Here is a 25,245-nt window from a genome sequence, read left to right on the forward strand (position 1 = left end):
TAATGGCGCAAGGTTCGAATTTTGTTGATTATGTGAAAGTGTGTTGTCGTTCTGGACATGGTGGGGCAGGTTCGGCTCATTTGCACCGTGACAAGCACACAGCTACCGGTGGACCCGATGGTGGTGACGGCGGTCGTGGAGGGCATATTATACTGAAAGGAACGACTAATCTCTGGACGTTACTCCATTTAAAATATCGTAAGCATATTATTGCGTCAAACGGTGAGTCTGGCGGCAGTTCTTTGCGTACGGGGGCAACTGGACGTGATGAGATCTTGGAAGTGCCATTGGGTACAATTGCGAAGGATGCAGAGACGGGAGAGGTGTTGTTCGATATCACAGAAGACGGTGAAACCAGAATATTGGTTCCGGGAGGAAAAGGGGGGCTAGGTAATTGGCATTTTAAGTCGCCAACGCAGCAGACACCACGGTTTTCGCAACCTGGTCTTCCTGGTAAAGAACAGTGGATGATTCTCGAATTGAAGGTTCTTGCTGATGTTGGGTTGGTTGGATTCCCAAATGCTGGTAAATCAACGTTGTTGTCAGTCGTCTCTGCTGCGAAACCAGAAATCGCGAATTACCCCTTTACAACACTGGTGCCTAATTTGGGTATGGTGAGCTACCGGGATAACCGTTCCTTTGTTATGGCCGATATTCCGGGTATTATCGAAGGGGCTTCAGAAGGAAAGGGATTAGGGTATCGTTTCTTGCGGCATATCGAGCGAAATTCTGTTTTGCTGTTTATGGTGCCGGCCGATACCGATCGGACGATCCGTGAGGAGTACGCAATCTTATTGAATGAACTGACTGCATATAATCCGGAATTGGCAGATAAACCCAAATTGCTGGCTATTACCAAGTCTGATATGCTCGATGAGGAGCTGGAGAAGGAAATGGAGCAGGAGCTACCGGAAGATGTACCCTATATTTTCATTTCTTCGGTGACAGGTAAAAATATATTACCATTGAAAGATATGATCTGGAAAGCAATCAACTCCTAAAGGTTGAATATATAAATAGAAAAGGCGCTCCACACCGTGAAGCGCCTTTTCTGTTTCTATTAAATGCTATATGTTGCTAAAAAAAGAACATTTTATAAGTTTTTTTGTTAATTTCATGCTATTATTTTATCCCGGATGGAAGGCTGGTTTTTAGCCCCATTACCAAATTAAATCTAAATGAAAACAGAAGACGAAAAGTATTGCGTAGAATGCGGCAAGTTGATCAATATCAAGGCCGAGGTTTGCCCCTATTGTGGCGTAAGACAGCCTATATTTTATGCCAACCAACCCTTTCAGCAACAAAATAACACGTTTCAGGATGACAGATGGTTGCCGGCATTGTTATTTTGCTTTTTTCTAGGCCCTTTTGGAGCACATCGGTTCTATTTGGGGCAAATTGGTACTGCCGTTATTCAGCTGCTTACCTTGGGCGGTTGTGGTATCTGGTATTTAATTGATTTGATTATGATTCTTGTCGGTAAATATAAGGATGCAGATGGCAATTACATTAAGAGTCCTATAAACAATAATTAATGGTTTATATCCTACTGAAATACCTTAAATATCATTGGATCTATTCGTTGGTATTGGGGTATTTCGGGATTGCTATAGGCTTATATCTTTTCACGGATATCCATATTCTTGTTCCTTGCCTTTGGAAGGCTGCGAGTGGCTATGATTGTCCGGGATGTGGTCTTACGACCGCGCTGATTGCCTTGTTGCGCTTGGAGTTTCGAGAAGCGTGGCTAGAGAATCCGCTGATTTATATGTTTGTTCCGCTATTGACAGGTCTGATTTTGAGAGACTTTGCAGCGTTTTGGAGGAAGGGATTAGTTGAAGAATAAAAAAATAAAAAATGTTTTCACTTTTAAGTGATATGTCGTAACTTTGTCTCCCGTGAAAATTAGAGTAGAGTCTTTATTGGTAGGTGCCTTAGGGAACGGTTTGTCAATCGTGATGATGCATTGTTAATTGATATTTAGCCCATTTGAGGGCTTTTTTTATATCCAATCAAGAACGCTTTAAAATTCATAAAAGTAAGGATACACATTTTATAATATTACATCGATAATGACCAACTACAGCAAATTGCCTGCAATTTTAGTTTTAGAAGATGGTACAGTTTATCACGGTAAAGCCGCTGGTAAAATTGGTACGACTACTGGGGAAATCTGTTTCAATACAGGAACAACTGGTTATCAAGAGATTTTCACAGATCCATCTTATTTTGGACAAATCATGGTAACCACCAATGCTCATATTGGTAACTATGGTATTGATGAGGATGATACCGAATCAAATCAAATTCAGATTGCGGGACTAGTTTGTAAGAACTACAACATCAACTATAGCCGTAAAATGGCTGATGAATCTATCCAAAGCTACTTTGAAGAGGGTAATTTAGTTGGTATTTCTGATGTGGATACCCGTTCATTGGTGCGACATATCCGTGATAAAGGTGCGATGAATGCGATTATTTCTTCAGAAACATTGGATGTTGAAGAATTAAAACGTCAATTGGCTGAAGTTCCTTCAATGGATGGACTTGAGCTGTCTTCAAAAGTAACAACAGCCGAGCCTTATTTCTTCGGTAATGAAAATGCTTCGTTACGTGTGGCAGTTTTGGACTTGGGAATCAAGAAAAATATCTTACGCAATTTTGAGGCTCGTGATGTATATACGAAGGTTTTTCCAGCGAAAACAACATTTGAGGAAATGGAGAAATGGAATCCGGACGGTTATTTTATTTCCAATGGCCCTGGCGATCCAGCACCAATGGATTATGCAATCGATACGGTAAAAGCTATTTTGAATGCAAATAAACCAATGTTTGGTATTTGTTTAGGTCACCAGATCTTAGCATTGGCAAATGGTATCCGCACAAGCAAATTGCATAACGGACACCGTGGTATCAATCACCCAGTGAAGAACATTATCGCTAATCGTTGTGAAATCACTTCGCAGAACCACGGTTTTGGGGTTGTGGCTGAAGATATCCAAAATTCTGAGAACGTCGAAATTACACACGTTAATTTGAACGATCAGTCTATCGAAGGTATCCGTATCAAAGGACAGAAAGCATTTTCGGTGCAATATCACCCAGAATCATCACCGGGTCCACATGACTCGCGCTACTTGTTTGATGATTTTGTAGCGATGATCAAAAACTAAGTTGTACAATATTATATAAAAAACCCTTCAGATCTTGAAGGGTTTTTTATTGTATTTATTTGAACAGTTATGCCGATGGGGCATATTTTATTCATAATAAATAGGGGAATAAATACATTTTTTATTATATTTGATTGTGAAAAATGTCTGTAGACAAGAGTGTGTCTTATCTACACTAAGTAATGAAAATAAATTATAGTCTAATAAAGAGATGAGTTTAATTATCGATGTTCATGCGCGTCAAATTTTGGATTCGCGCGGTAACCCTACAATTGAGGTAGATGTTACTACACAAAATGGTTTTGTTGGTCGTGCAGCTGTTCCTTCAGGTGCTTCAACTGGTATTCACGAAGCAGTAGAATTGCGTGATGGTGACAAGTCAAAATATCTAGGAAAAGGTGTTTTGAAAGCGGTTGAGAATGTAAATACTAAAATTGCAAAAGCACTAGAAGGTGTAGATGTTTTCGAGCAAAATGCCATCGATAAAATCATGATTGATTTAGACGGTAGCGAAAATAAAGGAAACTTGGGTGCAAATGCTATTTTAGGAGTTTCTTTAGCTGTAGCGAAAGCTGCTGCTCAGGAGTCACGTCAACCATTATACCGTTATATCGGTGGTGTAAATGCGAACACGTTGCCTATCCCTATGATGAATATCATCAATGGTGGTTCACACTCTGATGCACCTATCGCATTTCAGGAATTTATGATCATGCCTGTGGGTGCGCCTTCATTCTCTGAGGCTTTGCGTTGGGGTACTGAGGTTTTCCATACCTTGAAAAAAATCTTACATGACAGAGGTCTTTCAACTGCAGTAGGTGATGAAGGTGGTTTTGCGCCAACTTTTGAAGGTACTGAGGATGCTATCGAAACAGTTTTGAAAGCGATTGAAATCGCTGGTTACAAACCAGGTCAAGATGTTTGTTTAGCGTTAGATTGTGCTTCTTCTGAGTTCTACAAAGACGGTAAATACGATTATACGAAGTTTGAAGGTGATAAAGGTGCTGTACGTTCTAGTGAAGAACAAGCAAGCTATTTGGCTGAATTAACAGCTAAATACCCTATTATTTCTATCGAAGATGGTATGGCTGAAGATGATTGGGCTGGATGGAAAACATTGACTGATAAAATCGGTGACCATGTTCAATTAGTAGGTGATGATCTTTTTGTTACAAATACAAAACGTCTTCAACAAGGAATTGATACCCATACAGCGAATTCAATTTTAGTGAAAGTAAATCAAATCGGTTCATTGACTGAAACGATCAATGCGGTTACTTTAGCTCAAAATTCTGGTTATACTTCGGTGATGTCACACCGTTCTGGCGAGACTGAAGATGCGACTATCGCTGACTTAGCTGTAGCATTGAACTGTGGACAGATCAAAACTGGTTCTGCTTCACGTTCTGACCGTATGGCTAAATACAATCAATTGTTGCGTATCGAAGAAGAATTGGGTGGTAATGCCCGTTTCATCGGTAAAAACTTTAAATACGCTAAAAAATAAGCTAAAGTTTGATTTTTAATAAAAAAAGCCGAAGTATCTTCTACTTCGGCTTTTTTTTGTGGGCAAAATATATTTTTCTATCGGTGCATTACGGACCGGATCTGATAACCTGTCTTAAAATAAGGTATTTCCTGTGTTTTTGTTGGGATAGGTTAGATCCAAGTCGAATGTTGTATTCAGTTTTTTGATAAAATGTGTCGCCAGTAACGGTGATTCCACCTCAATATTCTGGTGGATAAAGAAATACAATTTTTGCAATCCGTTATCCCGCCATAGTTTCAGAACATCGATCCATTGATCCAGTCGATCATAGTCTGTTGCATGATTTGCACCTACATACCGTACGAAAGCAATCGGCGTGGTCAGGCGCATATGGAGCATGTCTCTACGGCCTGCAGTATCGACCAGTACATTGGTCACATTGGTTTCCTCCAACAGTGCATAGAGTTCTTTTGTTACTTCGGGTTTGGAAAACCAATCTTTATTTCGGACTTCCAACGCTAGCGGGACTTCTTTTGGCCAGTCATGAAGAAATAGTTTTAAACGGGCCATGTCCTTTGGATTATAATTGTCGTGCATCTGAAGAAAAGCCATTCCCAGTTTTTCATCGAAATGAACAATGGAGTCCGTAAATAATTTTACTTTATCACCCGTATTTAATAGTCTGCTGAAATGGCTGATGGATTGTGGTATTTTTGGGAAGAACTTGAAGTTAGCAGGTGTTTTCTTTTTCCAGGTCTCTACCTGGTCTATGCCAGGTGAATTGTAGAATGTAGCATTGAGTTCAATGCTGTTAAACTGTGTGGAGTAATAAGCAAGTTCGTCTTTTGTACCTCTGGGATAAAAGCCTTTTAAATCTTGTTTATTCCATTTTGCACAGCCTACATATACCTCAAAAGGTTTGTCTATTTTGAAGTGCTGTAATAAGGTTAAGGTTTCTGGTGTAGTAGGAGGAAGGGTAAAATCGATTTCCTCGGGATGTTCTACTTGGCCGAATTTCATATCAGTTTTTTCTTAATTTATAATCAAATAATAGATGAGCCAACAATGCCAACAGCGTATAACATGTGCCTACGAAAATAACACCGGGCCATTGGAAGTGTTGCCACGCTTGTGCAGCAAAAAAAGTGCCTGTTGATCCACCAATAAAATAGCTGACCATATATACGGTATTTAGTCGGTTGTTGGCACCGAGGTTTAGCGCATAGAAATCGCTTTGATTTAGGATATGCATCGACTGTAGGCCAAGATCGATAAGAATAACACCGAGGATCAGGCCCCAATAGTAATTGCCGAAGAGGGCGAATAATAACCAGCTGATTAACATCAATAGGATCGCGTACAAGATGATTTTTGCTTTGCCTATATAAATGGTTAGTTTATTGATAAAAGCAGCTGCAAGCGCCCCACAGGCACCTACAAGGCCAAAGGCTCCTGCGGTTGCGGGGCCATCAAAGAAAGGTGGGGCTGCAAGATGGAAAACAAGCGTTGTAAAAAATGCGGAAAAAGCCCCAAATCCCATGGCTCCACGAAAAGCAGCCAGCTGTAATACAGGTTGTTTCCTGGCAAAGTTCCAGACTGATCGCATCAATTCTTTATAAGAACCTTTAAAATTAGGCAGTACCTCTGGTAGCTTGATTGCGATGGTGATGGCTGTAATGACCATAATTGCTGACGCTATCCAATACATTTCGCGCCAGCCAAAGTAGGAGCCGACAAACCCGCTTACAACCCTAGAGAGTAATATACCGATCAGCAGACCCGACATTACCATACCAATCGCTGAAGCCTGCTTTTCTTTGCTTGCAAGTTCGGCAGCCATGGGTACAAAAACCTGTGGAATAACAGATGTGAAACCTATCAGAAAGCTGAATAGCAAAATAGAAAGGATAGAAGTGGACATGGCCATACCTACCAAAGAAAAAATAATGAAAAAGAAATCGATCAAGATCATTTTCTTTCTCTTAAACATATCCCCTAAGGGAACGATCAGTAACAGGCCAAAGGCATATCCGATCTGCGTTAACATGGCCGAATTACTGACCGTAGCCTCGTCAATATGTAGGTCTTTGGCAATCAAGCCCAATAGCGGTTGATTGTAATAATTATTGGCGACAACTAAGCCTGTAGCGATGGTCATCAACCACAAGGTTGCTTTGGATATTTCGTTTTTTGAATCTATTGTTTGCGACATGAGCAATTAATGTAATTCATCCCAGAGATCCTGAAATTGCTGTTTCAATGTTGCAACTTCTTGTTCCAATTGTGCAATTCGATCGAGTAAGATCTGGTCGTTCGAGGAGCTGCTCACCGGACCACTATTTTCATAGGCCTCCAGATTGATTTCTCCTAATAAATGGATGTAGCGGACTTCTTTATGTCCCATTTGTTTAGGTAAGGACTTAAGATAGCCTTCTTGTGCCAATTTTTCCAATTGTTCATTGATTTCGCTCAACGATTCAAACTCATAAAGTCTTCCGGAGTTTGAATTAATTTCGCCGGCGGTCAGTGGTCCTCTGAGTAGCAATAAACAGACAATGGTTAATTCAGAGGGAACCAGTGGAAATTGTATGGCAAAATTGTGTTTGTACTTTGTTACACGAGATCCACCGCCAACAACTGTCGAGATTAAGCCCTTTTTCTTTAATATATCCAATGTCGCAATAATATCTTCTTCTGTATATTGTACAACCGGTTTGCGGGAAGTCTTTTGGTTACAAGCAGCTTGTAAGCTGTTGATTGTCATTGGGTAATATTCTGGAGTTACTTTTGATTTTTCGATTAGTGAGCCTAGTACACGTTGTTCCATGGCAGACAATTGGGGCAAATTAGTTGTTTCCATTTATTTTGAAGAATATAAATTTATGATCGAATACAAGTATGCTGTTATGGCAACATAACATTGGCTTGCTGTTTGTTTCTTCTCAAAGATGCCCTTTTTCTCATATAACTCCAAAAGATCTTTTTCTTATCTTCGCATGAGTAATATAAGATTTTAAGGTGCTTAAGATAGCTTTTCGTCAAGAATTTGTCCATTCCGTCAAAGAGGGGCATCGATTTCCGATGCTGAAGTACGAGCTGATTCCTTTACAGTTAAAACATGAAGGTCTGGCAGACGAGTCAAGTTTTTTCAGTCCTGAGCTCGCTAGTTTTGAAACATGCTGTTTGGTCCATGATCCAGTGTATGTAAGGCAGTTATTTGAGCTTACACTGGATCCCAAAATGGTCCGTAGAATAGGTTTTCCATTAAGTCAAAGCCTTGTTGATCGGGAGCGATATATCCTTGATGGGACGATCCGAAGTGCTAAATATGCGTTTGAGTATGGTGTTGCTTTTACCATTGCAGGGGGGACACATCATGCAGGTTATGATTTTGGTGAAGGCTTCTGTCTGATGAATGATCAAGCGACTGCCGCCGGCTACTTGTTGAAGTATAAATATGCTAGCCGTATCCTCATCATTGACCTGGATGTGCACCAAGGAAATGGTACCGCCCATATTTTTGAGGGGCATAATCAGGTGTTTACCTTTTCAATGCATGGTGAGAAAAACTATCCCTTTGTCAAACAGCGTTCCCATTTGGATATTGGCTTAGCAGATCATATTACGGATATGGAATATCTCACTTTATTGGAAGAAAGTTTGGTTGATGTATTTCGGGAATTTGAGCCTGATTTCGTTTTCTACCAGGCTGGGGTAGATATTTTGGAAACAGATAAGCTGGGTAAATTGAACTTAAGCAGCAGTACCTGTCATCGAAGAGATGAATTGGTCTTTCAAATGTGCCATAAACACAATATCCCTGTTCAAGTAAGTATGGGCGGAGGTTATTCTCCTGAAATTAAAGATATTGTCAATGCACATTGTCAGACTTTTAGAATAGCAATAGATATATATAATTTATAAGATAAGAAATATGTTTTTTCACCAAGATGCAACTTTTGAAGCGTTATCTATTCATCGTGTAGGCAATAAAGCGCAAGATGAATTTTATATTTTGTCGGATGCCCCGGTATCTCTTGAAGGAGATGAAGTGTTACCTGGACTCCTAATGCAGTATTTTATGAGTCCTTTTGCAAAGGTGAATGAGGTATATCGCTTATATCATCCCAATGGAGAGTTGGAGCTGAATGAGATTTTCTATTTTGCAAGACAGTATTTTAAGGAGCAGCTTCCATTTCATGATTTTTCCCAACAAATTTCAAAACACCTTTATGAGGTATCCAACCATCCTAAAATTAAGGCTGGAGAGGTGTATGTAGTTGCCTTAAAGAATGTACAGATCGAGGGGGAAGAACATGATGCGATTGGTATCTTCAAATCTGAGAATAAAGAGACTTATCTGAAAGTATATCCGGAGCAAGGTGCTTTTATGTTGGAATATGAGCAGGAGGCGATCAATATCAATAAACTGGACAAGGGCTGTATTATTGTCAATGTAGAAGAAGAAGAGGGGTATAAGGTGCTGGTTCTCGATCAGACAAACCGTCAACAGGAGGCTGTATATTGGAAAGATGAGTTTCTGCAGCTTCGCGTGCGTAACGATAATTTCAATCAAACGGGGAATTACCTGAAAGTGTATAAGAACTTTGTTCAGGAAAAATTAGACGAAACGTTTGAATTGGAGAAAGCGGACAAGATTGATCTGATGAACAAATCCATGAATTACTTTAAGGAAAAGGAAACTTTTGTCCAGGAAGAGTTTGAGGAGGAAGTATTGGGCAACCCGCAGGCGATTGCTTTATTTCAGGACTTTAAAGCTGGTTTTGAAGATGAATTTGACTCTCCATTTCAGGCAAGTTTTGAAATAGCAGATAAAGCGGTAAAAAAAATGGAATCTTCTTACAAGTCTGTTTTAAAGCTGGATAAGAATTTTCATATCTATGTTCATGGTAAACGTGAATATCTTGAGAAGGGTTACGATGAGGATAAAGGCATGAATTATTATAAGGTCTATTTTGAGAACGAAAGTTAATCGTTTTATATCATTATTTGAATGGAAAAGCGCAATAAAATAGCTGTTTTCACGCTGCTGTTACTTCTGATTGGAATTTTTATATTCTCCCTGATTGAGAAACATAGCCAATGGATTGAGGTGTTTTATGCGCGCGGCTTTTACCGTTCCTTTAGCCATGTGCCAAGATTTATTTTTGGTTATGTTCCTTTTAGTTTAGGTGATCTATTTTATGCTATAGTAGTTGGGTTGCTACTTTATTCAATTGCTAAATTGATCGGAAATTTATGGAAAGGAAGATGGAAAAATTCCTTTCGTCCGGTTCTACTTATCATAAACTTGTTATTGGCTCTCTATTTTTTCTTTTACCTATCTTGGGGCCTGAATTATTATCGTGAACCAATCAGTACCAATGCCAATTTGCAAGTTGATAGCTTAAAGTTAGCCGATTATCTCGTGGTTTTGAATGGGTTTCTGGACAGTACAAATAACTTGCGGGAACATGTGGATCCATCCCAATGGGAAGAGCATAAAGAAACTATTCAAACGGATTTGAGTACATGGGTACAACAGGATACGGCTTTTGCTGAATTCTTGTCAAGGGGTCAAATTAGGGCAAAATCACCAATAAATAGCAGGATAGTCTCTTTTTTTGGTGTCTCGGGCTATTTTAATCCATTTACTCATGAAGCACAGGTTAATAAAGCCATGCCAGTCACCTTTTTACCTTTTACTACAGTGCATGAACTTGCGCATCAACAGGGAATTGGTTTTGAAGACGAGGCGAATTTTATAGCTTTTGTTCGCTTACAGCAACATCCACAAATCTTTTACCGATACTCGGCTTATCTACAGACCACGCTTTATATGTTGCGCGAACTGCAGGGTATGTATCCTGATTTAGGAAAGGATTACAAGGGAAGATTAAGCGCAAAAGTATTGAAAGACGTGGAAAAAGAAAGGTATTTTTGGAGTCAATACACGGGTTGGGTCGACGATGTGATGGGATTGTTTTATAATCAATACCTGAAACATAACAATCAACAGGAAGGAATAGCACGGTACGACCGCATGACGCGGTTGGTATTGGCCTATGAGCTTAAAAGAAGAGGATGTAGATAATAATGAACCCATAAAAAAGGCGTATTAGAGAATAATACGCCTTTTTTATGGGTTAAAGATTTCGTTATTGTGTTGAAATTAGTTCAAATGTACCCTCAGTGCCGGCACTGCCAGAATAAATTTGTCCTTGTGGCAACCCTCTCAATCCGGTGGGAGCAGTTTTAATCCGATCATAGATGTTTCTCAAGTCTGTGTTTGCATTGACAGCCCGCCCACCTGCAGCTACGTCTCCATAGATATAGTTCGCAGCCTTTTTGTTTGTTGTTTGCGGTTTGAGACTGCCATCTGTTAAAGTGACTTTAATTTTTCCTCCGTTCCCATTGGGAAAAGTTTTAGTGCCATTAAAAGCATCATCTCCCTTTGCAATGATATAAAGGGAACCTAATTTTTGAAAATTAGCATTGATGTCAAAATTTGCACCGTTATTCTTCCCATCGGTTCCATAGATGGTTGCTTTATTTCCAATTTCAGCATAACCAATCGTTAGCTTAACATTTTTCTTGCCATAGAACGAAAGGGTAGCATTGTCTTTCATGATTAAAGTATCGATGTGCATGACGACAGTTGAGTCTCTATTATCGATATTTTTTTTTGCCTTTTTGCCAATTTCCAGTTTAGAAATATGTTGTGTTTCTTGTGCTTTCCCAGTGAAGGACATTGCAAAGCAAAGAAAAAAAACTAGAATAAATTTAAATTTCATAAAACTTTTAATTAATTGTAACTAACTAGTAGTTTGACAAATAAAAGGTAAAAGAGTTTAAATTTTAGCGAGATATTTTACAATTAATTTGGCAGTTTTCTCTGATGCGCCAGGAGAACCTAGTTTTTCGGCCAAAATATCGTAGTTTTCCATCACACTTGCGCGATGAGCTTTGTTATTGATAAGTTCACCTACTTCATATGAAATATCGTATGCCGTGCAGTCGTCTTGAATCAATTCCCTTACTGATAAGAAATTATTAATTAGATTCACTAGAGAGATAAATTTAACCTTGATGACTAATTTGGCTATCCATACAGATATTGGGTTAGCCTTATAAACGACAACCTGAGGTACTTTCAGAATACCTGTTTCAAGTGTAGCCGTTCCACTTGTAACGACTGCGGCTTCTGCGTTATGGAGAATGTCGTAGGTTTGATCGAAGATCACGGGAATATCAATACCTTTAAAAAACTGCTTGTAGTAGGCTTCATCAAAATTAGGAGCACCGGCGATGACAAATTGATGAACAGGAAAGAAAAACGGAAGTTCGGCCATGATAGGGAGAAGCTTTGAAATTTCCATTTCCCGGCTTCCCGGTAAAAGGGCGATCAGGGGTTTTTCTGAAAGTCCATTTTGTGCTCTAAATTGGGGATTGAAATTATAGGTTGAAATCGCATCTAACAGCGGGTTTCCAACGTAATCAACGGGCATGCGCCACTTCTTATAAAAATCTACCTCAAAAGGCAAAATACAAAACATATGATCGACAATCCGTTTGATTTTCTTTACGCGACCTTGATTCCAGGCCCACACTTTAGGGGAAATATAGTAGCATGTTTTGATTCCATGTTTTTTTGCAAAATCAGCAATTTTCAAATTGAAGCCAGGAAAATCTATTAGAATGACGGTGTCCGGTTTTTCTTTTAATAGATCATTTTTAACAAGTTTGAGATTTCTAGATATCTTTGGCAGATTTTTTAAAACTTCTATAAAGCCCATAAAAGCCATTTCTGAGGTATGTATCAACGCTTTTTTTTCGGCCTCTGCTTGCATTAGATTCCCCCCGACTATTTGGAAAGTCGCATTGGGGTCTTCAATTTTTAATGCTTTAATAAGATTGGCACCATGTAAGTCCCCTGAAGTTTCACCTGCAATAAGATAGTATTTCATATGTCAACGATTTATTCTTTAATGATCACATGGAATATCTTTTTATCGTTAAAACTGCGTTTAGTCTTAACGATGGATATTTCATTGAAATGATCGTTTTTGAACTGTTAAAGATAAGATTATTCTAGGTATATGATGACTTTGAATATATTATTCCATATCTTTAATTAAAGATGTTCAACTTTTGAAGAAAATATCCTAAGTATAAAAGCTAAATAGTATTTTTGTCTTATGCAACGATTGTGGTCTTTAATAAGAAATAAGTATTTGTTAGCCGCTTTGGCTTTTCTCGTGTGGATGTTGTTTTTTGATCGAAATGACTTTGCTACGCAGTATAGTTATCAAAAACAGAAAGCAAATTTGGAAAGTGAACGCTCCTTCTACCTGAAGGAAAATGCTGCCATCATTAAAACAATTAACGATATTCGATCAAATCCGCAGGAAGTACAACGTATTGCTCGTGAGAAGTATAAGATGAAAAAAGATAATGAGGATATTTATGTGATTACTAAAGTAGCAGCTAAAGAGAATCATTAAGATCTACAGTATAATATAAAATGAAAAAGAACGGCCATCATGTTTACATGACGGCCGTTGTTATAAAGTATATAGATATGGGTATTTTAATTTGCGGCTTGTGCTACTAAACCAATATATAATGGTTTCTTTTCATCATTAGCTTTGCCTATGAGTATTAATGAATAATAATAGCCTTCAACCAATTTAATGTCGCTGCGTGTTGCGATTGTTTTTCCGGCTTTATCACGAGCTGTGACGGTGAATGTGCCGCTCTTTTGCGCGATAAATCCCTGATGGGCACTTGCCGAATTCTGTGTTTCTTGTGCTCTATTTGTCCATTCTGAAGGGGAAGCCTGATCGCCTATTTTTAAGCTAACTAAATCTGTACCTTCAGCAAGATTAAAGAAGCGTAAACCAGACTCTGTATTTTTGATGTCTTTATTGATTCGATCTGTGGTGATCACCTGTACGGGTTTGGATTTAGTTCCAAATAAAAAGGATGTATATATGGTGCTGTCTTTGATTGTTACAGTTGTATCCGTTAATTTAGTGTTATATTCAGCGGAAACTGTAATTCTACGTGCTCCTGTAAATAAGCCAATTTGAGCATAACTTTTGAATCCCAATGGATAATTGGGGTTTTGAAGCGAGCCTCCGTCTGCGAAATATATAACTGCATTCGCATCCGTGTATCCATTGACCATGGTAAGCAACGCAGCAGGAATTGGCTGGTCATCGTTATCTTTTAGACAGCTTGTTAGAAAGAGGGCCGCTAAAGCAATAGCAATAAAATTAAATAATCTATAGTTTTTCATATCCGTGTAATATTAAAATCTGTTTTTGTGACTCACATTGCGCTTGTGTTGTCTATTATACGGAGATGACTGACACTTTGCTACAGCGATTTGTAAAAATAATAAAAATCCATATTCAGACCTCGTTTTTTATTCAGATAGCCTTTGTAAATCACTTTTTAAAGATGGTGGCTTTGGGATCGGTAACAGATGAATATGGTTTCTAGGTAAAATTTAGTCAGTTTGAAGGGAAGGATTTGGTTATGTTGCGATATGCAATCCGATTTTGAATCGAGTTTGGTTTAGGGCGAGGATTTGGATTGTTAAACTAGTAATCCTAATTTTGAGGTATGAACAATAGAATCAAAAGAATTGCGAAAGGAATGTTTGAGCAGTTTAGGCATCGTAAAATTACGGAATCTGAATTTGTACAGGCGGAGGCAAAAGCGAGGAATCTAGGGGGCTATATGGACGAATTCAACGTATTAATTGCGATGTGTAAGGACACAATTACGGGGAAGTATAAAATGGATAAATGGAATTTATCGATTATTATTGGAACGATACTTTATGTGGTTTCGCCGATTGATGCGATTCCTGATTTTATTCTCGTGGGCGGGTGGATAGATGATGTGGCCATTGTTGGTTATGCGATTCGCAAACTCAGCGTTGAGATGGAACAGTATAAGCGTTCGAAGTTTCCTGTAGAAACGAGATAAATAAAAAAAGCTACTTTAGAAAAGTAGCTTTTTTATTTATTATTGAAGTTCAACTAGTGCTTAAAGTGTCTAACACCTGTTGTTACCATGGAGATTCCTTTTTCATTGGCCATATCAATTGATAACTGGTCTTTGATTGAACCACCAGGTTGCAATACCGCTGCGATACCAGCTTCTGAAGCAATTTCCACACAATCAGGGAAAGGGAAGAAGGCATCCGATGCCATTGCACAGCCTTTAAGGTCAAAACCGAAAGAAATTGCCTTCTCAATAGCTTGTTTCAATGCATCTACACGAGAAGTTTGGCCTACGCCTGAAGCTAACAAAGTACCATTTTTAGCAAATACGATTGTATTTGACTTAGTGTGTTTTACAATTTTGTTCGCAAAATAAAGGTCCTCCAGTTGTTCTGCAGTAGGCTGTACTTGTGTTACCGTAACCATTTGTTCAGGTCCTTCAATCGTATTGTCTTTATCTTGAAGAATAACGCCGTTCAATAAAGTTTTGAACTGTTGTCCTGGTAGTGTAACCTCTTTACGAACCAAAATAATTCTGTTTTTCTTTGCGGTAAGAATAGCGATGGCTTCTTCAGAATAAGAAGGTGCAATCAACACTTCGAAGAATAATTTATTGATCTCTTCAGCTGTTGCAGCATCAACTTGACCATTCGTTATTAAGACTCCACCGAAAGCTGAAACAGGATCACATGCTAAAGCATCTAACCAAGCTTGTTTGATTGTTGAACGGGAGGCAACTCCACAAGCATTTGTGTGTTTTAAGATCGCGAATGTAGGTTCTGTGAACTCATCAATCAAAGCAACGGCAGCATCAACGTCAACCAAATTGTTGTAAGATAACTCTTTACCGTTTAATTTATCAAACATCTTATCTAAATCGCCGAAGAAAATGCCTTTTTGGTGTGGGTTTTCACCATAGCGCAACACCTGTGCTTTTTGCTCAGATTGTTTAAAAACCTGAAGCGGATTTTCTTGATTGAAATAGTTGAAGATTGCAGTATCGTAATGCGAGGATGTATTGAATGCACGTTTAGCAAATTCTTTACGTTGTTCCAATGACGTATTACCTTCTTGGTTTGCTAGTATTTCTTCCAATTCTTTGTAATCATTTTTGGAAGAGATAATAACGACATCGTTAAAGTTTTTAGCGGCAGCGCGTATCAGTGAAATTCCACCGATATCTATTTTCTCGATAATATCTTGTTCGGGTGCACCGGAAGCAACAGTTTCTTCAAAAGGGTACAAATCCACAATAACCAAATCGATCTCAGGTATTTCATACTGAGCAAGCTGTTGTTGATCCGACTCAAGCGGGCGGCGTGCCAAAATACCGCCAAATACTTTTGGATGCAATGTTTTTACACGGCCTCCTAAAATAGAAGGGTAGCTGGTGAGGTCTTCAACTGGAACAACATCTATACCTAAATCTTTGATAAATGTTTCTGTTCCACCAGTGGAATAGAAGGTAACACCGTATTTGTTTAATAATTCAACTAAAGGAGCAAGGCCGTCTTTATAATAGACTGAAACCAATGCATTTTTAATCTTTACAGGATGGTTCATTATGATGGATTTGTTTCGTGGCGCAAAGATAGGTATTTAAAATCTTGATACCAATAAATCAAGTACTTTAAATAGAAAGGAGAATCTGTTTACGAGATTCTCCTTTCTACATTGTTTTAATTTTATACCAAATTGAGCTTTAATTTTAGCTCTTCAGAAATTTGGTTGGTGATATCCCAGATTGGTTCTGGTTCATCGGTATTGTTAAATATGACCTGATCGCAAGTATCCTGATAAGGAAGTAAGTACTCGTTGTAGGATGGTAGTACATGGTTTATCCATTTGTACATGACATCATCTTCAAAGTAGCCCCGTTCAACCAGATCGCGGTGTAGACGTCTTCTTAATGCGATATCCTGATCAGCGCTTAAAAATATCTTATGATTGATTAAATTATTAATTTCCGTATAATAGAAAATGAATAGGCCCTCAATAATTAAAATTGGTGCCGGTTTAATCTCTAGTATTTTGGGTGTTAATGAAGGGTTGTTAAATGTATACTCTTCTTTATATATTGTCTCACCGTTAAAGAGTGCCTTGATATCTTTATAAAAAGCATCTCTGTCGATTGATGTCGGAATATCGAAGTTATAGAGCCTATTTTCCTCCTGGGTTTTAGTATTGGCAGGGATGTAATAATCATCTTGGGAAATTAAGGTCACCTCATTAGGCTTAAAATGTTTTAAAAAACTATTTAAAAAAAAAGTCTTTCCAGAGCCACTACTTCCGGCAATTCCTATGACATACGGTTTGTTATTCATTCTTACTATGCTATAAAAGCTATTTTATTCTGTTAATTTTCTAGCGGTAATCCATACGCAATTTCGACCTGGAAGCGTTTATCAAGTGCGCCTATGCTTGCGGCGGCAGACTTTGACAACACGACAATTGCATTTTGGTTTTCGGCATTATCATTAAATTTACCGACCACTTTTGCGTAAGTAACACTTTTGGTCATTGGGTTGGTAATTTTTAGAATAGTACCTACTGGAGCGCTCTTATGAAGAGCAAGGTTGCTTGTACCCTGGGATGAAAGTCCATCAATCCACACACCAATACCACGTTCGGACTTCTCGCGTATTCCGTAGCGGTTTGTTGAAATTTGATTTTCTTCTTTATCGTCATCGTCTGTAGAATCAGGCGTTACAATTTCGATTCCTTTAGGTTCAACTAATTTTGGCCGTTCAGGAGGTAGGGGCTGATTGGGGATCATGAGCTTCATTCCTCCGCCAATAACGTTGTTTTTTAAGTTATTCGCTTTTTTGATATCTTCAACAGAAATACTGAATCTTTTAGATATGGCATAAAGTGTCTCTTTCTCACCAACGATATATTCCGTAAAACCTTCTTGCTGTTGCGGATTACCCAGATTTTGCACTGCCGTATTTCCACGATCGTTATTTATCAAAGATTTCGCTTTCCGACCGGTTGGAATCTTAACAATTTGGCCAAGGTTTAATGTTCCATTACCATTTATTTGGGTCAACTGGCCTACCGTTGTTTTATACTTTTTACTTAACTGGTAATAATTGTCTCCTTTTTCAATTTTGAACAGAACGTATTCTTCACCATTGATAGCTTCAGTTCCTACTGAATCAGGGGTAAAATCAGTACGTAAAGAAGTTGAATTCTTTGCTTCAACTTGTTGAATAGCTAATATCGCGATGGATAGAATAGCTATCTTTTTATATGTTTTTAATTCGAATAAAACTTTCATATATTTTGCAATTATACTAAATACGAAACAAACTCCCGTTTATTATCTGTCAAAAGGAATATTTGTTCGTGAATAAGAAAATAAATGTTGAAGAGCTTTAGTTCCAGCTCGGAAACTGCAATAATAGACTCTGTCAATGTTTCTCTAGTGGATTGCACTAGCCTGATTTGATAACGATTGTTTCTGTCTTTTTCATAGAAAGCCCAAATAAAGTAGTCATTCACCGTATTTATCCAGATTTCACCATCAATTGGGAAGTCCTTCAAAAAAATGGGGATGTCACCATTGTAGATAATAGGATAGACCAGCTCGCTGGTATAAGGTTTAAAGGGAGTTTCATTTTTACTTTCAATCGACATCGATTGGAGGTTCAAAAATAATTGGAAGCCTTCTGCTATTACTTTTGGTCTAATAAGCACACCTTGGTCAACCATACCGATGAATATGTAGTTGAACCAGGTTTCCTGTAGTTTTGGGTTGTAACAATCGACTACCTGTATGCCTGCGTCGATAGGTGTGTTATTGGCAATCTTCTTAAGTATTAGTTTTTTGCATTGAATTCCAGCAAGGACCCACTCTTTGGCTATTGCTTTGAAGTCTTTTAATACGTAAGTTCCTTCAAAAGTGACTACATTAAAATAGGGCAGGGTATCGTCTGGGTTTCTGGTCTCCACAGCGATCAATTTATTCTCCGCATCGATTTCTATCCGCCAAATGGGGTATGTAAAAATGAAATTGAATGCTTTTGAAATTGTGTGATTTGCCATGTAATTTTCAATCCGAGGGGACAAACTTAGATAAAGTTACCTTTATATACAAGTATAATCACGCGTAAACTAATTTTAGCGTGTTTTATGTTTGTTCTCTGCTGTTTTTTCTCAAAAAAAAAGTCCAGACATAGCTGGACTTTTTTTGAAAAAAATATAGTTTAAAATTTTGAACCAATAGTTAGTACAACATTAGTCCGTTGATTTTTTATATCTGCTACTGGACTAGCATTATTCCAGTAGTTCTCATTAATCAAATATGGGCTTTCTTTGTAGTTGACTGCATTATACGCACCAGTCAAATCAACATACATGCCACGGCCAAGTTTAGCGCCGATACCTAAAGATGCCGTATAATTCGTATAGTCTGCATTTTTATAGGGGTTGCCACTGTAGTTGAAACCAGCTCTTCCGCTAAATACATTATCAAACATCACTTCACCACCAATTCGCGCATTAAATGCACCTTGGTAAGTATCTTTGATGTTTTGATTCATGTTCTTTTCTAAAGTTTTACTGTAATTTCCCACATCTTTAAAACGCATAGCGGCATAGTCTACCCATTCGACATCAGCGGTTATTAATCCTCTTGAAAATAATTGGCTCGCCCCAAGAGATAATTTATAGGGTGTATTCATGTTATATTCCAAGTAACTGTGCCCTGCGTCATCACTGGTTCTATACTCTTTAAATGATTTGTCTTCATTTGGTCTGAAGTAACGGAACTCAGAATTACTATATGATTCATCCCGGATGCTCATAAATGTAGGTGACTTAGCGGTGAATCCCATGCTAAACGTTGGCGTAAATTTATAGATTACCCCAAGTTTAAAGTCGACACCAGTACCATCAGTGGCTTGTGCATAATCATCATATAATTCATAATCTTTATCCAACATGGCATACTTTTGGGCATTGGTTGGTTTTAAAAATTCTGAATCTTTGTTAATGGCTTTTAATTGGTCGGCCGTCATTGTTTGACCATATTCTGTAAACCAGCTGGAATTGTCGTAGCTAAATGCGGTGAAACCCAAAGAGGCTCCTAAATAAAGTTTATTGCTATAATTGGCTCCAAATGACAAGACGGATTCGGATTTGCTTCCTTTTTCTAAGATGGAATTCACTTGATTAAAACCATTTTTTCCATCGAAAGTTCCGCCAACTGTAATGGGGATATATGCACCCGCGTTTTTGGGGTCTACATCGAATAATAAAGAGTTGTTATAAACTTCCTGGCCCCAACCTTGTGTTCCTCCGACACCTGAAAGGCGGTCGGAATAAGCATCTGATATCGAACTCGTATTATTTACTCCTCGATACTCTAGCAGGTTGTTATAGACATAATTGCGGTTGTAAGCAATACCGACATTGAAATTTAACCAACCTCTATCGAGGTTACCTCCATTGCGGTAAGTTGGGAGGTGAAAAACAATTCCAGCGTTGTCTAAGTTGAAATTATTCTTGCTGCTGTTTGAATTTTGACCAAAATAGTCTGTTTTATTTTTGTTGTTAAGGTATCTGGCTGTTAATGATACGTCAGATTGATTGAAGTAGCCCAAACCCGCGGGGTTACCCGTAATCGAACTTATATCTCCACCTAATGCGGTAGATGCATTTCCCATGGCTTTAAAACGAGCTGTTCCGCCATTGTCCCCTTGGGAGAATAAAAGTACATCTTTCGTATATTGCGCTTGAGTAGTCCCTGCTGCACCTAAAACGAATGCAGTTCCAAAAAGTAATTTTTTGATTGTCATATGCTAAAATGTCGTCAATAATAAATTAGTAGCATACAATTTCTTGTATGCTACTATTCAAAATGCTTTTAACTATCGAGTACGTCCTCCACTTGATCTTGAGCTTCCGCCTCCGGAGAAACCTCCTCCCGAAGATCTAGAACTACCACCTCCAGAAAAACCACCACTAGAAGAGCGGGATGATGAACCACTATCATAGCTTCTTGTTGGCGGAGTATACGATGGTCTTGACGTTGAGCTTGGGTTGCTGGAGCGTGTTTCCATCGAACGGCTCATCGGACGAGATACCTCACCTGAACTATTTCGTGTTCTCGAATCATTATTATAATATCCGCTAGAGGTGCTACGTGTGTTGTTTGGATAGGAACCATTGACTCTATCTGAGGTTCTTGAACGAGTACCATCTGAGTAAGCTCTATTCGATACACCATCAGATGTTCTTGTTCTACCGTTTGACCTGTCATAAGAAGAACCACGTGTCACGGAACCGTCAGAAGTTCTTGACCTATTTGAAACAGATGTAATACGTCCTCTAGAATCGCGTGCTACGCCAGTACGATCGTATCCTCCAGAATTTCGAGCAACGCTGTTGCGGTCATATCCACCTGAAGTTCGGGTTCTTGATGATGAACTGCGCGTGTTATAGTTATCTCTGTATACAGATCTACTTGATGCATACCGTGGTCTTGAGTTACCCCAGGAACCACCGCCCCAGTAGCCGTTTCCATACCAACCAGATCCCCAGTAGCCGCCGCCGTACCAGCCACCCCAAGGTCTGTAACCGCCATACCAAGGAGATCCCCAGCCCCAGCTAGATCCCCAACCCCATCCGAGGCCGATAGACCAAGATGAACCCCATCCAGAGTTCCATCCCCATCCCATTCCGAACGATGGGCCGTATCCGTACCAACCGCCGAAACCATAACCATACCATGGATCAAAAAATGGGTCGAAATACGTCATGCCCGGACTAGCGTAATAGAAACGGTTGATACGATTGGCATATTCAAGATCTTCATAGGAATCATTGTTGTAATCCTGATCAGAATATTCGTCATCATAGTAACCGCCTTGCGCTTGCCCGTTTGGTTGGGCCTGATCTGCATCTGTGTAATAGTAATCTGGGCTTTGATAAACCTTTTGTCTAGCTTGCCCATTGTTGCCATAGACATCGTCGCCATAGATTTGCCTACTTGTGCCGCAGGAACCAAGCATGAACGCTCCTGTTATGGCAAGTGCTCCGATAAATAATCTATTTTTTTTCATAATATCCTAAATCCTTATTTTCGATTATACAGCCTTATTTACTATCTTAGACGCAAATTTCTCAAGGGGGTTTAATCGAAGTAATCAAAAATACAAATATTTTTTATTGAACGCTTTTCGTATTAGAATTACAGACGAGATTTAACGTAATAATGTTACAATAATTTATCAATTTCATATGAGTAAAGGAATAACAAGTCGTGCTGAAGATTATTCACAATGGTATAACGAGCTTGTGATTAAAGCTGATCTAGCTGAAAATTCAGCTGTACGAGGCTGTATGGTGATCAAACCATACGGATACGCTATCTGGGAAAGGATGCAAGCGATCTTAGATAAAAGATTTAAAGAAACAGGTCATAGCAACGCTTATTTCCCTTTATTCATTCCCAAATCGTTTTTTTCTAAAGAGGCGGCGCATGTGGAAGGCTTTGCTACGGAGTGTGCAGTGGTAACTCATTATCGATTAAAAAACGATGGTACAGGTAAGATCGTCGTGGATGAAGACGCGAAATTGGAGGAAGAGTTGATCGTGCGCCCGACTTCAGAAACGATTATATGGAATACTTATCGTGGATGGATTGAATCTTATCGTGACCTCCCAATTTTGGTCAATCAATGGGCGAACGTTGTAAGATGGGAAATGCGTACACGTCTTTTCTTGCGTACTGCAGAGTTTTTATGGCAGGAGGGCCATACAGCCCATGCGACAAGAGAAGAGGCTATTGAAGAAACAGAACGTATGCTTGATGTGTATGCTGAATTTGCTGAAAATATTTTAGCTGTGCCTGTTGTACGTGGTAGAAAAACAGAAAACGAGCGTTTTGCGGGTGCCTTGGATACGTATTGTATTGAAGCATTGATGCAGGATGGAAAAGCATTACAAGCAGGAACCTCTCATTTTCTTGGCCAAAACTTTGCAAAGGCGTTTGATGTGAAATTTACTTCTAAAGAAGGTAAATTGGAGCATGTTTGGGCTACTTCTTGGGGTGTTTCTACACGTTTGATGGGCGCATTGATTATGGCTCACTCAGATGATCAAGGATTGGTATTGCCGCCAAAATTAGCACCAATTCAAGTTGTCATCGTTCCGATTTTTAAGACTGAAGAAGAAAAGGCGCAAATCGATGCATTTGTGAATCAGTTAACAAATGAATTGCGTGTGAACGATATATCTGTAAAATACGACGATCGGGACACACAACGTCCAGGCTTTAAATTTGCAGAATGGGAGTTAAAGGGTGTTCCTGTACGTGTAGCTGTTGGAGCGAGAGATATGCAAAATGGTACGGTAGAATTAGCGCGTCGTGATACTCAAACGAAAGAAACGGTTGCTCAGGAAGGCTTGGCTGGTAATATTGTACAATTGCTAGATACAATACAAGAAAATATATACCAAAAAGCATTAAATTTCAGGACATCTCATTTTACTGAGGTGAATTCTTATGATGAGTTTAAAGAAGTACTGGAAGGTAAGGGTGGTTTTATTTCTTGTCATTGGGATGGAACAACAGAAACGGAAAAACGTGTAAAAGAAGAAACTAAGGCAACAATTCGTTGTATTCCTTTGGATGCGAAGGAAGAGGAAGGTATCTGTATCTTTACAGGGAAACCTTCAAGTCGGCGTGTACTGTTTGCAAAAGCTTATTAATAGTGTTGTCGTAATATGAGGATACTCATTTTGGGATGCGGTTGGCTCGCAGAATCTTTTGCGATACATATGAAGCATCAAGGCCATGAGGTTTGGGCCAGTACGACAACATCTGAAAAATACCATCGGCTTAAAGCCGATGGTATTTTTTCGTTTATTTTAGACTTTGATTATGAAAATTTTCCAGCACAGGTAGTTTTACCTACTCAATTTGACTTCGTATTAAACAGTATACCGGCAAGTCAGAAAAATAGTGTAGCGATCCTTGAAAACAGATTTTCGAATATCAAATCATTTTATGCGCATATGACATGGAAGAGACAAGTCTTCCTGAGCTCTATTGGAATTTATCCGGACAAAGATGGCGTATTTGATGAATCCTATGCAGATATAACCGAACTTTCATCAAAACTCTTGCTTGCTGAAGCAAGTATGTTGGGATTGGCTGATACTATAATTTATCGATTAGGAGGTTTGTTTGGTAAAAATCGTGTTTTTGCCAAATATTTTGCCGAACGTATCTGTACGACGGGTGAACAGCCCGCCAATTTTGTTCATATCGATGATGTGATCAGACTGTTAGAGGCAGCATCTTGCAATGCGCTTAAGTATACTGTATACAATATTGTTGCTCCCTTACATCCTAAGAAAAAGGATGTTATTCTAGCTTCGGCAAAAAAATATGGTTATGCTTTGCCTCTTGCGTTCGAAGCTGCGGATGCGACTCAAAAAATAGTTAGCGGAAGATTACTTTTAGAGGAACTTGATTATCAATTTGTCCTGCCTGATCCTTTGCAATTTTAATTCATTTTTCTTTTTAAAATAAAAATGAATTTATGATTGTCAGCGTGAAAAAATTAAATAATTTCATTATTTTAACATCAATTCTACTACGGGAAATTTAAGTAGAAAGTCATATTTGTTGAAATTTATTGATATCGATGGATTTTTTCAAGATATCGACATATTCCTTTAAACAAACCGATAATAGATTTAGTATTTTAACAGCTTATTATAAATAGAGCCATGACAAATGTAGAAAGACATCAATATATCTTAAAACAATTAAAGGAGGTCGGCGTAGTTCAGGTAATTGATCTATGTGAGGAATTGGGCGTTTCCTCTGTAACCATTCGGAAAGATTTGACCTTGTTGGAAGATAGTGGATTGTTGTTTAGAACGCATGGCGGGGCAACACAATATAATCCTTATACGACTGACCGTACAGTATTTGAAAAAGAGAAGCTTCGTTCGGATGATAAAAGCCGGATCGGAAAAAAAGCGGCTGAAATGATTGAGGAAAATGATTCAATCATTATAGCTTCAGGAACGACCATGCAGTCGCTAGCGAAGCAGATCATTCCTAAAGGAAATATCACTGTAGTAACTTCGGCATTGAATGTTGCGATGGAATTGATCAAATATCCTTCGGTTGAAATCATGCAGATGGGCGGGACGCTTCGTAAGACCTCGACATCCGTAACGGGAAAGTATGCAGAAAATTTATTGCATGATTTTTACTGCAGTAAATTGTTTTTGGGAGTCGATGGTATTGACCTGGAATACGGCGTATCAACTTCGAGTGCCCAGGAGGCACAATTAAATCGCATTATGATCGATACGGCTCAAAAGGTTGTCGTATTAGCAGATTCGTCTAAATTCGGACGGCGAAGCTTCGGGCGGATTTGTGGTTTTGATAAAATTGATATATTAATTACCGATGACAAAGTAAATACAAGCTTTGTGGAATCGTTAGAAAAAGCCGGGGTAAATGTGATTGTTGTTTAACACGGCTTAACTAAAACTCAAAGCTGAGCTGCTTATTTTTATCATAAAAAATGTCCCCAAA

General features: G+C 38.7%; 25 protein-coding genes. 13 read left to right on the plus strand and 12 right to left on the minus strand.

Translation table 11 applies throughout. The features are described from left to right. The first annotated feature begins 2 nt into the window (after positions 1-2). From obgE to eno, 5 genes are all read left to right on the plus strand, one after another. Complete coding sequence (obgE, locus tag A9970_RS24155) at positions 3-1,001, plus strand: GTPase ObgE (protein ID WP_046675449.1); 999 nt, start codon at positions 3-5, stop codon at positions 999-1,001. Between the two features lie 177 nt (positions 1,002-1,178). Beyond that, positions 1,179-1,535: an NINE protein gene (locus tag A9970_RS24160; RefSeq protein ID WP_088162229.1), complete on the plus strand. Its 357-nt coding sequence runs from the start codon at positions 1,179-1,181 to the stop codon at positions 1,533-1,535. Continuing rightward, positions 1,535-1,846: a DUF2752 domain-containing protein gene (locus A9970_RS24165; protein WP_182984018.1), complete on the plus strand. Its 312-nt coding sequence runs from the start codon at positions 1,535-1,537 to the stop codon at positions 1,844-1,846. The genes A9970_RS24160 and A9970_RS24165 overlap by 1 nt, the downstream gene beginning before the upstream one ends. 226 nt (positions 1,847-2,072) lie before the next feature. Continuing rightward, on the plus strand, positions 2,073-3,173 hold the full coding sequence (gene carA, locus A9970_RS24170; protein ID WP_075993402.1) for a glutamine-hydrolyzing carbamoyl-phosphate synthase small subunit: 1,101 nt from the start codon (positions 2,073-2,075) through the stop codon (positions 3,171-3,173). A gap of 211 nt (positions 3,174-3,384) precedes the next feature. Continuing rightward, entirely contained in the window at positions 3,385-4,680 is a 1,296-nt protein-coding gene (gene eno, locus A9970_RS24175) for a phosphopyruvate hydratase (protein WP_046675452.1), read from the plus strand. 114 nt (positions 4,681-4,794) lie between these two features. On the opposite strand, the gene A9970_RS24180 is transcribed toward eno, so the two are convergent. The 3 genes from A9970_RS24180 to A9970_RS24190 are packed head-to-tail and all read right to left on the minus strand — an operon-like array spanning position 4,795 to position 7,522. Next, positions 4,795-5,682, minus strand: coding sequence for a DUF72 domain-containing protein (locus tag A9970_RS24180; protein WP_182984019.1), 888 nt, complete (start codon positions 5,680-5,682; stop codon positions 4,795-4,797). Between the two features lies 1 nt (position 5,683). Continuing rightward, the gene (locus A9970_RS24185; protein WP_182984020.1) at positions 5,684-6,874 is read right to left on the minus strand and encodes an MFS transporter; all 1,191 of its coding nucleotides are present in this window, start codon (positions 6,872-6,874) and stop codon (positions 5,684-5,686) included. A gap of 6 nt (positions 6,875-6,880) precedes the next feature. Next, positions 6,881-7,522 carry a YceH family protein gene (locus A9970_RS24190; RefSeq protein WP_182984021.1) on the minus strand — a complete coding sequence of 214 codons (642 nt, stop codon included), beginning with the start codon at positions 7,520-7,522 and terminating at the stop codon, positions 6,881-6,883. Positions 7,523-7,680: 158 nt separating this feature from the next. On the opposite strand from A9970_RS24190, the gene A9970_RS24195 reads away from it, so the two are divergent. The 3 genes from A9970_RS24195 to A9970_RS24205 are packed head-to-tail and all read left to right on the plus strand — an operon-like array spanning position 7,681 to position 10,756. Then, entirely contained in the window at positions 7,681-8,586 is a 906-nt protein-coding gene (locus A9970_RS24195; RefSeq protein ID WP_182984022.1) for a histone deacetylase, read from the plus strand. 10 nt (positions 8,587-8,596) lie between these two features. Then, complete coding sequence (locus A9970_RS24200) at positions 8,597-9,655, plus strand: nucleoid-associated protein (RefSeq protein ID WP_153848845.1); 1,059 nt, start codon at positions 8,597-8,599, stop codon at positions 9,653-9,655. A gap of 21 nt (positions 9,656-9,676) precedes the next feature. Further along, positions 9,677-10,756: a DUF3810 domain-containing protein gene (locus A9970_RS24205; protein ID WP_182984023.1), complete on the plus strand. Its 1,080-nt coding sequence runs from the start codon at positions 9,677-9,679 to the stop codon at positions 10,754-10,756. A gap of 64 nt (positions 10,757-10,820) precedes the next feature. Here the strand turns inward: A9970_RS24205 and A9970_RS24210 are convergent, their stop codons facing one another. Further along, positions 10,821-11,456 (minus strand): hypothetical protein, encoded by a 636-nt coding sequence (locus tag A9970_RS24210; protein WP_182984024.1) that lies wholly within the window; start codon positions 11,454-11,456, stop codon positions 10,821-10,823. A gap of 57 nt (positions 11,457-11,513) precedes the next feature. Next, the gene (gene lpxB, locus A9970_RS24215; protein ID WP_182984025.1) at positions 11,514-12,629 is read right to left on the minus strand and encodes a lipid-A-disaccharide synthase; all 1,116 of its coding nucleotides are present in this window, start codon (positions 12,627-12,629) and stop codon (positions 11,514-11,516) included. A gap of 231 nt (positions 12,630-12,860) precedes the next feature. On the opposite strand from lpxB, the gene A9970_RS24220 reads away from it, so the two are divergent. Then, the gene (locus tag A9970_RS24220) at positions 12,861-13,166 is read left to right on the plus strand and encodes a septum formation initiator family protein (RefSeq protein ID WP_075993394.1); all 306 of its coding nucleotides are present in this window, start codon (positions 12,861-12,863) and stop codon (positions 13,164-13,166) included. A gap of 86 nt (positions 13,167-13,252) precedes the next feature. Here the strand turns inward: A9970_RS24220 and A9970_RS24225 are convergent, their stop codons facing one another. Beyond that, positions 13,253-13,963, minus strand: coding sequence for a DUF4397 domain-containing protein (locus A9970_RS24225; protein WP_153848711.1), 711 nt, complete (start codon positions 13,961-13,963; stop codon positions 13,253-13,255). A 329-nt stretch (positions 13,964-14,292) separates the two neighbouring features. Here A9970_RS24225 and A9970_RS24230 point away from each other — a divergent pair, with 329 nt between their 5' ends. After that, the gene (locus A9970_RS24230; RefSeq protein ID WP_182984026.1) at positions 14,293-14,661 is read left to right on the plus strand and encodes a YkvA family protein; all 369 of its coding nucleotides are present in this window, start codon (positions 14,293-14,295) and stop codon (positions 14,659-14,661) included. 53 nt (positions 14,662-14,714) lie between these two features. Here A9970_RS24230 and purH read toward each other — a convergent pair whose 3' ends face one another. The 6 genes from purH to A9970_RS24260 all read right to left on the minus strand — a co-directional run bounded on the left by purH (position 14,715) and on the right by A9970_RS24260 (position 21,745). Next, positions 14,715-16,241, minus strand: coding sequence for a bifunctional phosphoribosylaminoimidazolecarboxamide formyltransferase/IMP cyclohydrolase (gene purH / locus A9970_RS24235; RefSeq protein WP_182984027.1), 1,527 nt, complete (start codon positions 16,239-16,241; stop codon positions 14,715-14,717). Positions 16,242-16,363: 122 nt separating this feature from the next. Beyond that, on the minus strand, positions 16,364-17,002 hold the full coding sequence (locus A9970_RS24240) for a uridine kinase (protein WP_075993390.1): 639 nt from the start codon (positions 17,000-17,002) through the stop codon (positions 16,364-16,366). 32 nt (positions 17,003-17,034) lie between these two features. Further along, positions 17,035-17,958 carry a LysM domain-containing protein gene (locus A9970_RS24245; protein WP_182984028.1) on the minus strand — a complete coding sequence of 308 codons (924 nt, stop codon included), beginning with the start codon at positions 17,956-17,958 and terminating at the stop codon, positions 17,035-17,037. Between the two features lie 11 nt (positions 17,959-17,969). Continuing rightward, a complete protein-coding gene (locus tag A9970_RS24250) occupies positions 17,970-18,725 on the minus strand; it encodes a hypothetical protein (RefSeq protein WP_153848707.1) in 756 nt (251 codons plus the stop codon). Between the two features lie 161 nt (positions 18,726-18,886). Next, entirely contained in the window at positions 18,887-20,479 is a 1,593-nt protein-coding gene (locus tag A9970_RS24255; RefSeq protein WP_153848706.1) for a hypothetical protein, read from the minus strand. Between the two features lie 72 nt (positions 20,480-20,551). Then, a complete protein-coding gene (locus A9970_RS24260; RefSeq protein ID WP_182331221.1) occupies positions 20,552-21,745 on the minus strand; it encodes a hypothetical protein in 1,194 nt (397 codons plus the stop codon). Between the two features lie 178 nt (positions 21,746-21,923). On the opposite strand from A9970_RS24260, the gene proS reads away from it, so the two are divergent. From proS to agaR, 3 genes are all read left to right on the plus strand, one after another. Beyond that, positions 21,924-23,396 carry a proline--tRNA ligase gene (gene proS / locus A9970_RS24265; RefSeq protein WP_153848704.1) on the plus strand — a complete coding sequence of 491 codons (1,473 nt, stop codon included), beginning with the start codon at positions 21,924-21,926 and terminating at the stop codon, positions 23,394-23,396. A 15-nt stretch (positions 23,397-23,411) separates the two neighbouring features. Further along, positions 23,412-24,200 carry a GDP-L-fucose synthase gene (locus tag A9970_RS24270; RefSeq protein ID WP_182984029.1) on the plus strand — a complete coding sequence of 263 codons (789 nt, stop codon included), beginning with the start codon at positions 23,412-23,414 and terminating at the stop codon, positions 24,198-24,200. A 222-nt stretch (positions 24,201-24,422) separates the two neighbouring features. After that, positions 24,423-25,184: a transcriptional repressor AgaR gene (gene agaR / locus A9970_RS24275; RefSeq protein ID WP_153848702.1), complete on the plus strand. Its 762-nt coding sequence runs from the start codon at positions 24,423-24,425 to the stop codon at positions 25,182-25,184. Positions 25,185-25,245: the final 61 nt, after the last annotated feature.

Source organism: Sphingobacterium sp. UME9, assembly GCF_014170215.1.
GTDB lineage: Bacteria > Bacteroidota > Bacteroidia > Sphingobacteriales > Sphingobacteriaceae > Sphingobacterium > Sphingobacterium paramultivorum.

Excerpts from the sequence above, each read along its gene's own strand:
- obgE (WP_046675449.1), top strand. The coding sequence starts at position 3 with ATGGCGCAAGGTTCGAATTTTGTTGATTATGTGAAAGTGTGTTGTCGT.
- A9970_RS24160 (WP_088162229.1), top strand. The coding sequence starts at position 1,179 with ATGAAAACAGAAGACGAAAAGTATTGCGTAGAATGCGGCAAGTTGATC.
- A9970_RS24165 (WP_182984018.1), top strand. The coding sequence starts at position 1,535 with ATGGTTTATATCCTACTGAAATACCTTAAATATCATTGGATCTATTCG.
- carA (WP_075993402.1), top strand. The coding sequence starts at position 2,073 with ATGACCAACTACAGCAAATTGCCTGCAATTTTAGTTTTAGAAGATGGT.
- eno (WP_046675452.1), top strand. The coding sequence starts at position 3,385 with ATGAGTTTAATTATCGATGTTCATGCGCGTCAAATTTTGGATTCGCGC.
- A9970_RS24180 (WP_182984019.1), bottom strand. The coding sequence starts at position 5,682 with ATGAAATTCGGCCAAGTAGAACATCCCGAGGAAATCGATTTTACCCTT.
- A9970_RS24185 (WP_182984020.1), bottom strand. The coding sequence starts at position 6,874 with ATGTCGCAAACAATAGATTCAAAAAACGAAATATCCAAAGCAACCTTG.
- A9970_RS24190 (WP_182984021.1), bottom strand. The coding sequence starts at position 7,522 with ATGGAAACAACTAATTTGCCCCAATTGTCTGCCATGGAACAACGTGTA.
- A9970_RS24200 (WP_153848845.1), top strand. The coding sequence starts at position 8,597 with ATGTTTTTTCACCAAGATGCAACTTTTGAAGCGTTATCTATTCATCGT.
- A9970_RS24205 (WP_182984023.1), top strand. The coding sequence starts at position 9,677 with ATGGAAAAGCGCAATAAAATAGCTGTTTTCACGCTGCTGTTACTTCTG.
- A9970_RS24210 (WP_182984024.1), bottom strand. The coding sequence starts at position 11,456 with ATGAAATTTAAATTTATTCTAGTTTTTTTTCTTTGCTTTGCAATGTCC.
- lpxB (WP_182984025.1), bottom strand. The coding sequence starts at position 12,629 with ATGAAATACTATCTTATTGCAGGTGAAACTTCAGGGGACTTACATGGT.
- A9970_RS24220 (WP_075993394.1), top strand. The coding sequence starts at position 12,861 with ATGCAACGATTGTGGTCTTTAATAAGAAATAAGTATTTGTTAGCCGCT.
- A9970_RS24225 (WP_153848711.1), bottom strand. The coding sequence starts at position 13,963 with ATGAAAAACTATAGATTATTTAATTTTATTGCTATTGCTTTAGCGGCC.
- A9970_RS24230 (WP_182984026.1), top strand. The coding sequence starts at position 14,293 with ATGAACAATAGAATCAAAAGAATTGCGAAAGGAATGTTTGAGCAGTTT.
- purH (WP_182984027.1), bottom strand. The coding sequence starts at position 16,241 with ATGAACCATCCTGTAAAGATTAAAAATGCATTGGTTTCAGTCTATTAT.
- A9970_RS24240 (WP_075993390.1), bottom strand. The coding sequence starts at position 17,002 with ATGAATAACAAACCGTATGTCATAGGAATTGCCGGAAGTAGTGGCTCT.
- A9970_RS24245 (WP_182984028.1), bottom strand. The coding sequence starts at position 17,958 with ATGAAAGTTTTATTCGAATTAAAAACATATAAAAAGATAGCTATTCTA.
- A9970_RS24250 (WP_153848707.1), bottom strand. The coding sequence starts at position 18,725 with ATGGCAAATCACACAATTTCAAAAGCATTCAATTTCATTTTTACATAC.
- A9970_RS24255 (WP_153848706.1), bottom strand. The coding sequence starts at position 20,479 with ATGACAATCAAAAAATTACTTTTTGGAACTGCATTCGTTTTAGGTGCA.
- A9970_RS24260 (WP_182331221.1), bottom strand. The coding sequence starts at position 21,745 with ATGAAAAAAAATAGATTATTTATCGGAGCACTTGCCATAACAGGAGCG.
- proS (WP_153848704.1), top strand. The coding sequence starts at position 21,924 with ATGAGTAAAGGAATAACAAGTCGTGCTGAAGATTATTCACAATGGTAT.
- A9970_RS24270 (WP_182984029.1), top strand. The coding sequence starts at position 23,412 with ATGAGGATACTCATTTTGGGATGCGGTTGGCTCGCAGAATCTTTTGCG.
- agaR (WP_153848702.1), top strand. The coding sequence starts at position 24,423 with ATGACAAATGTAGAAAGACATCAATATATCTTAAAACAATTAAAGGAG.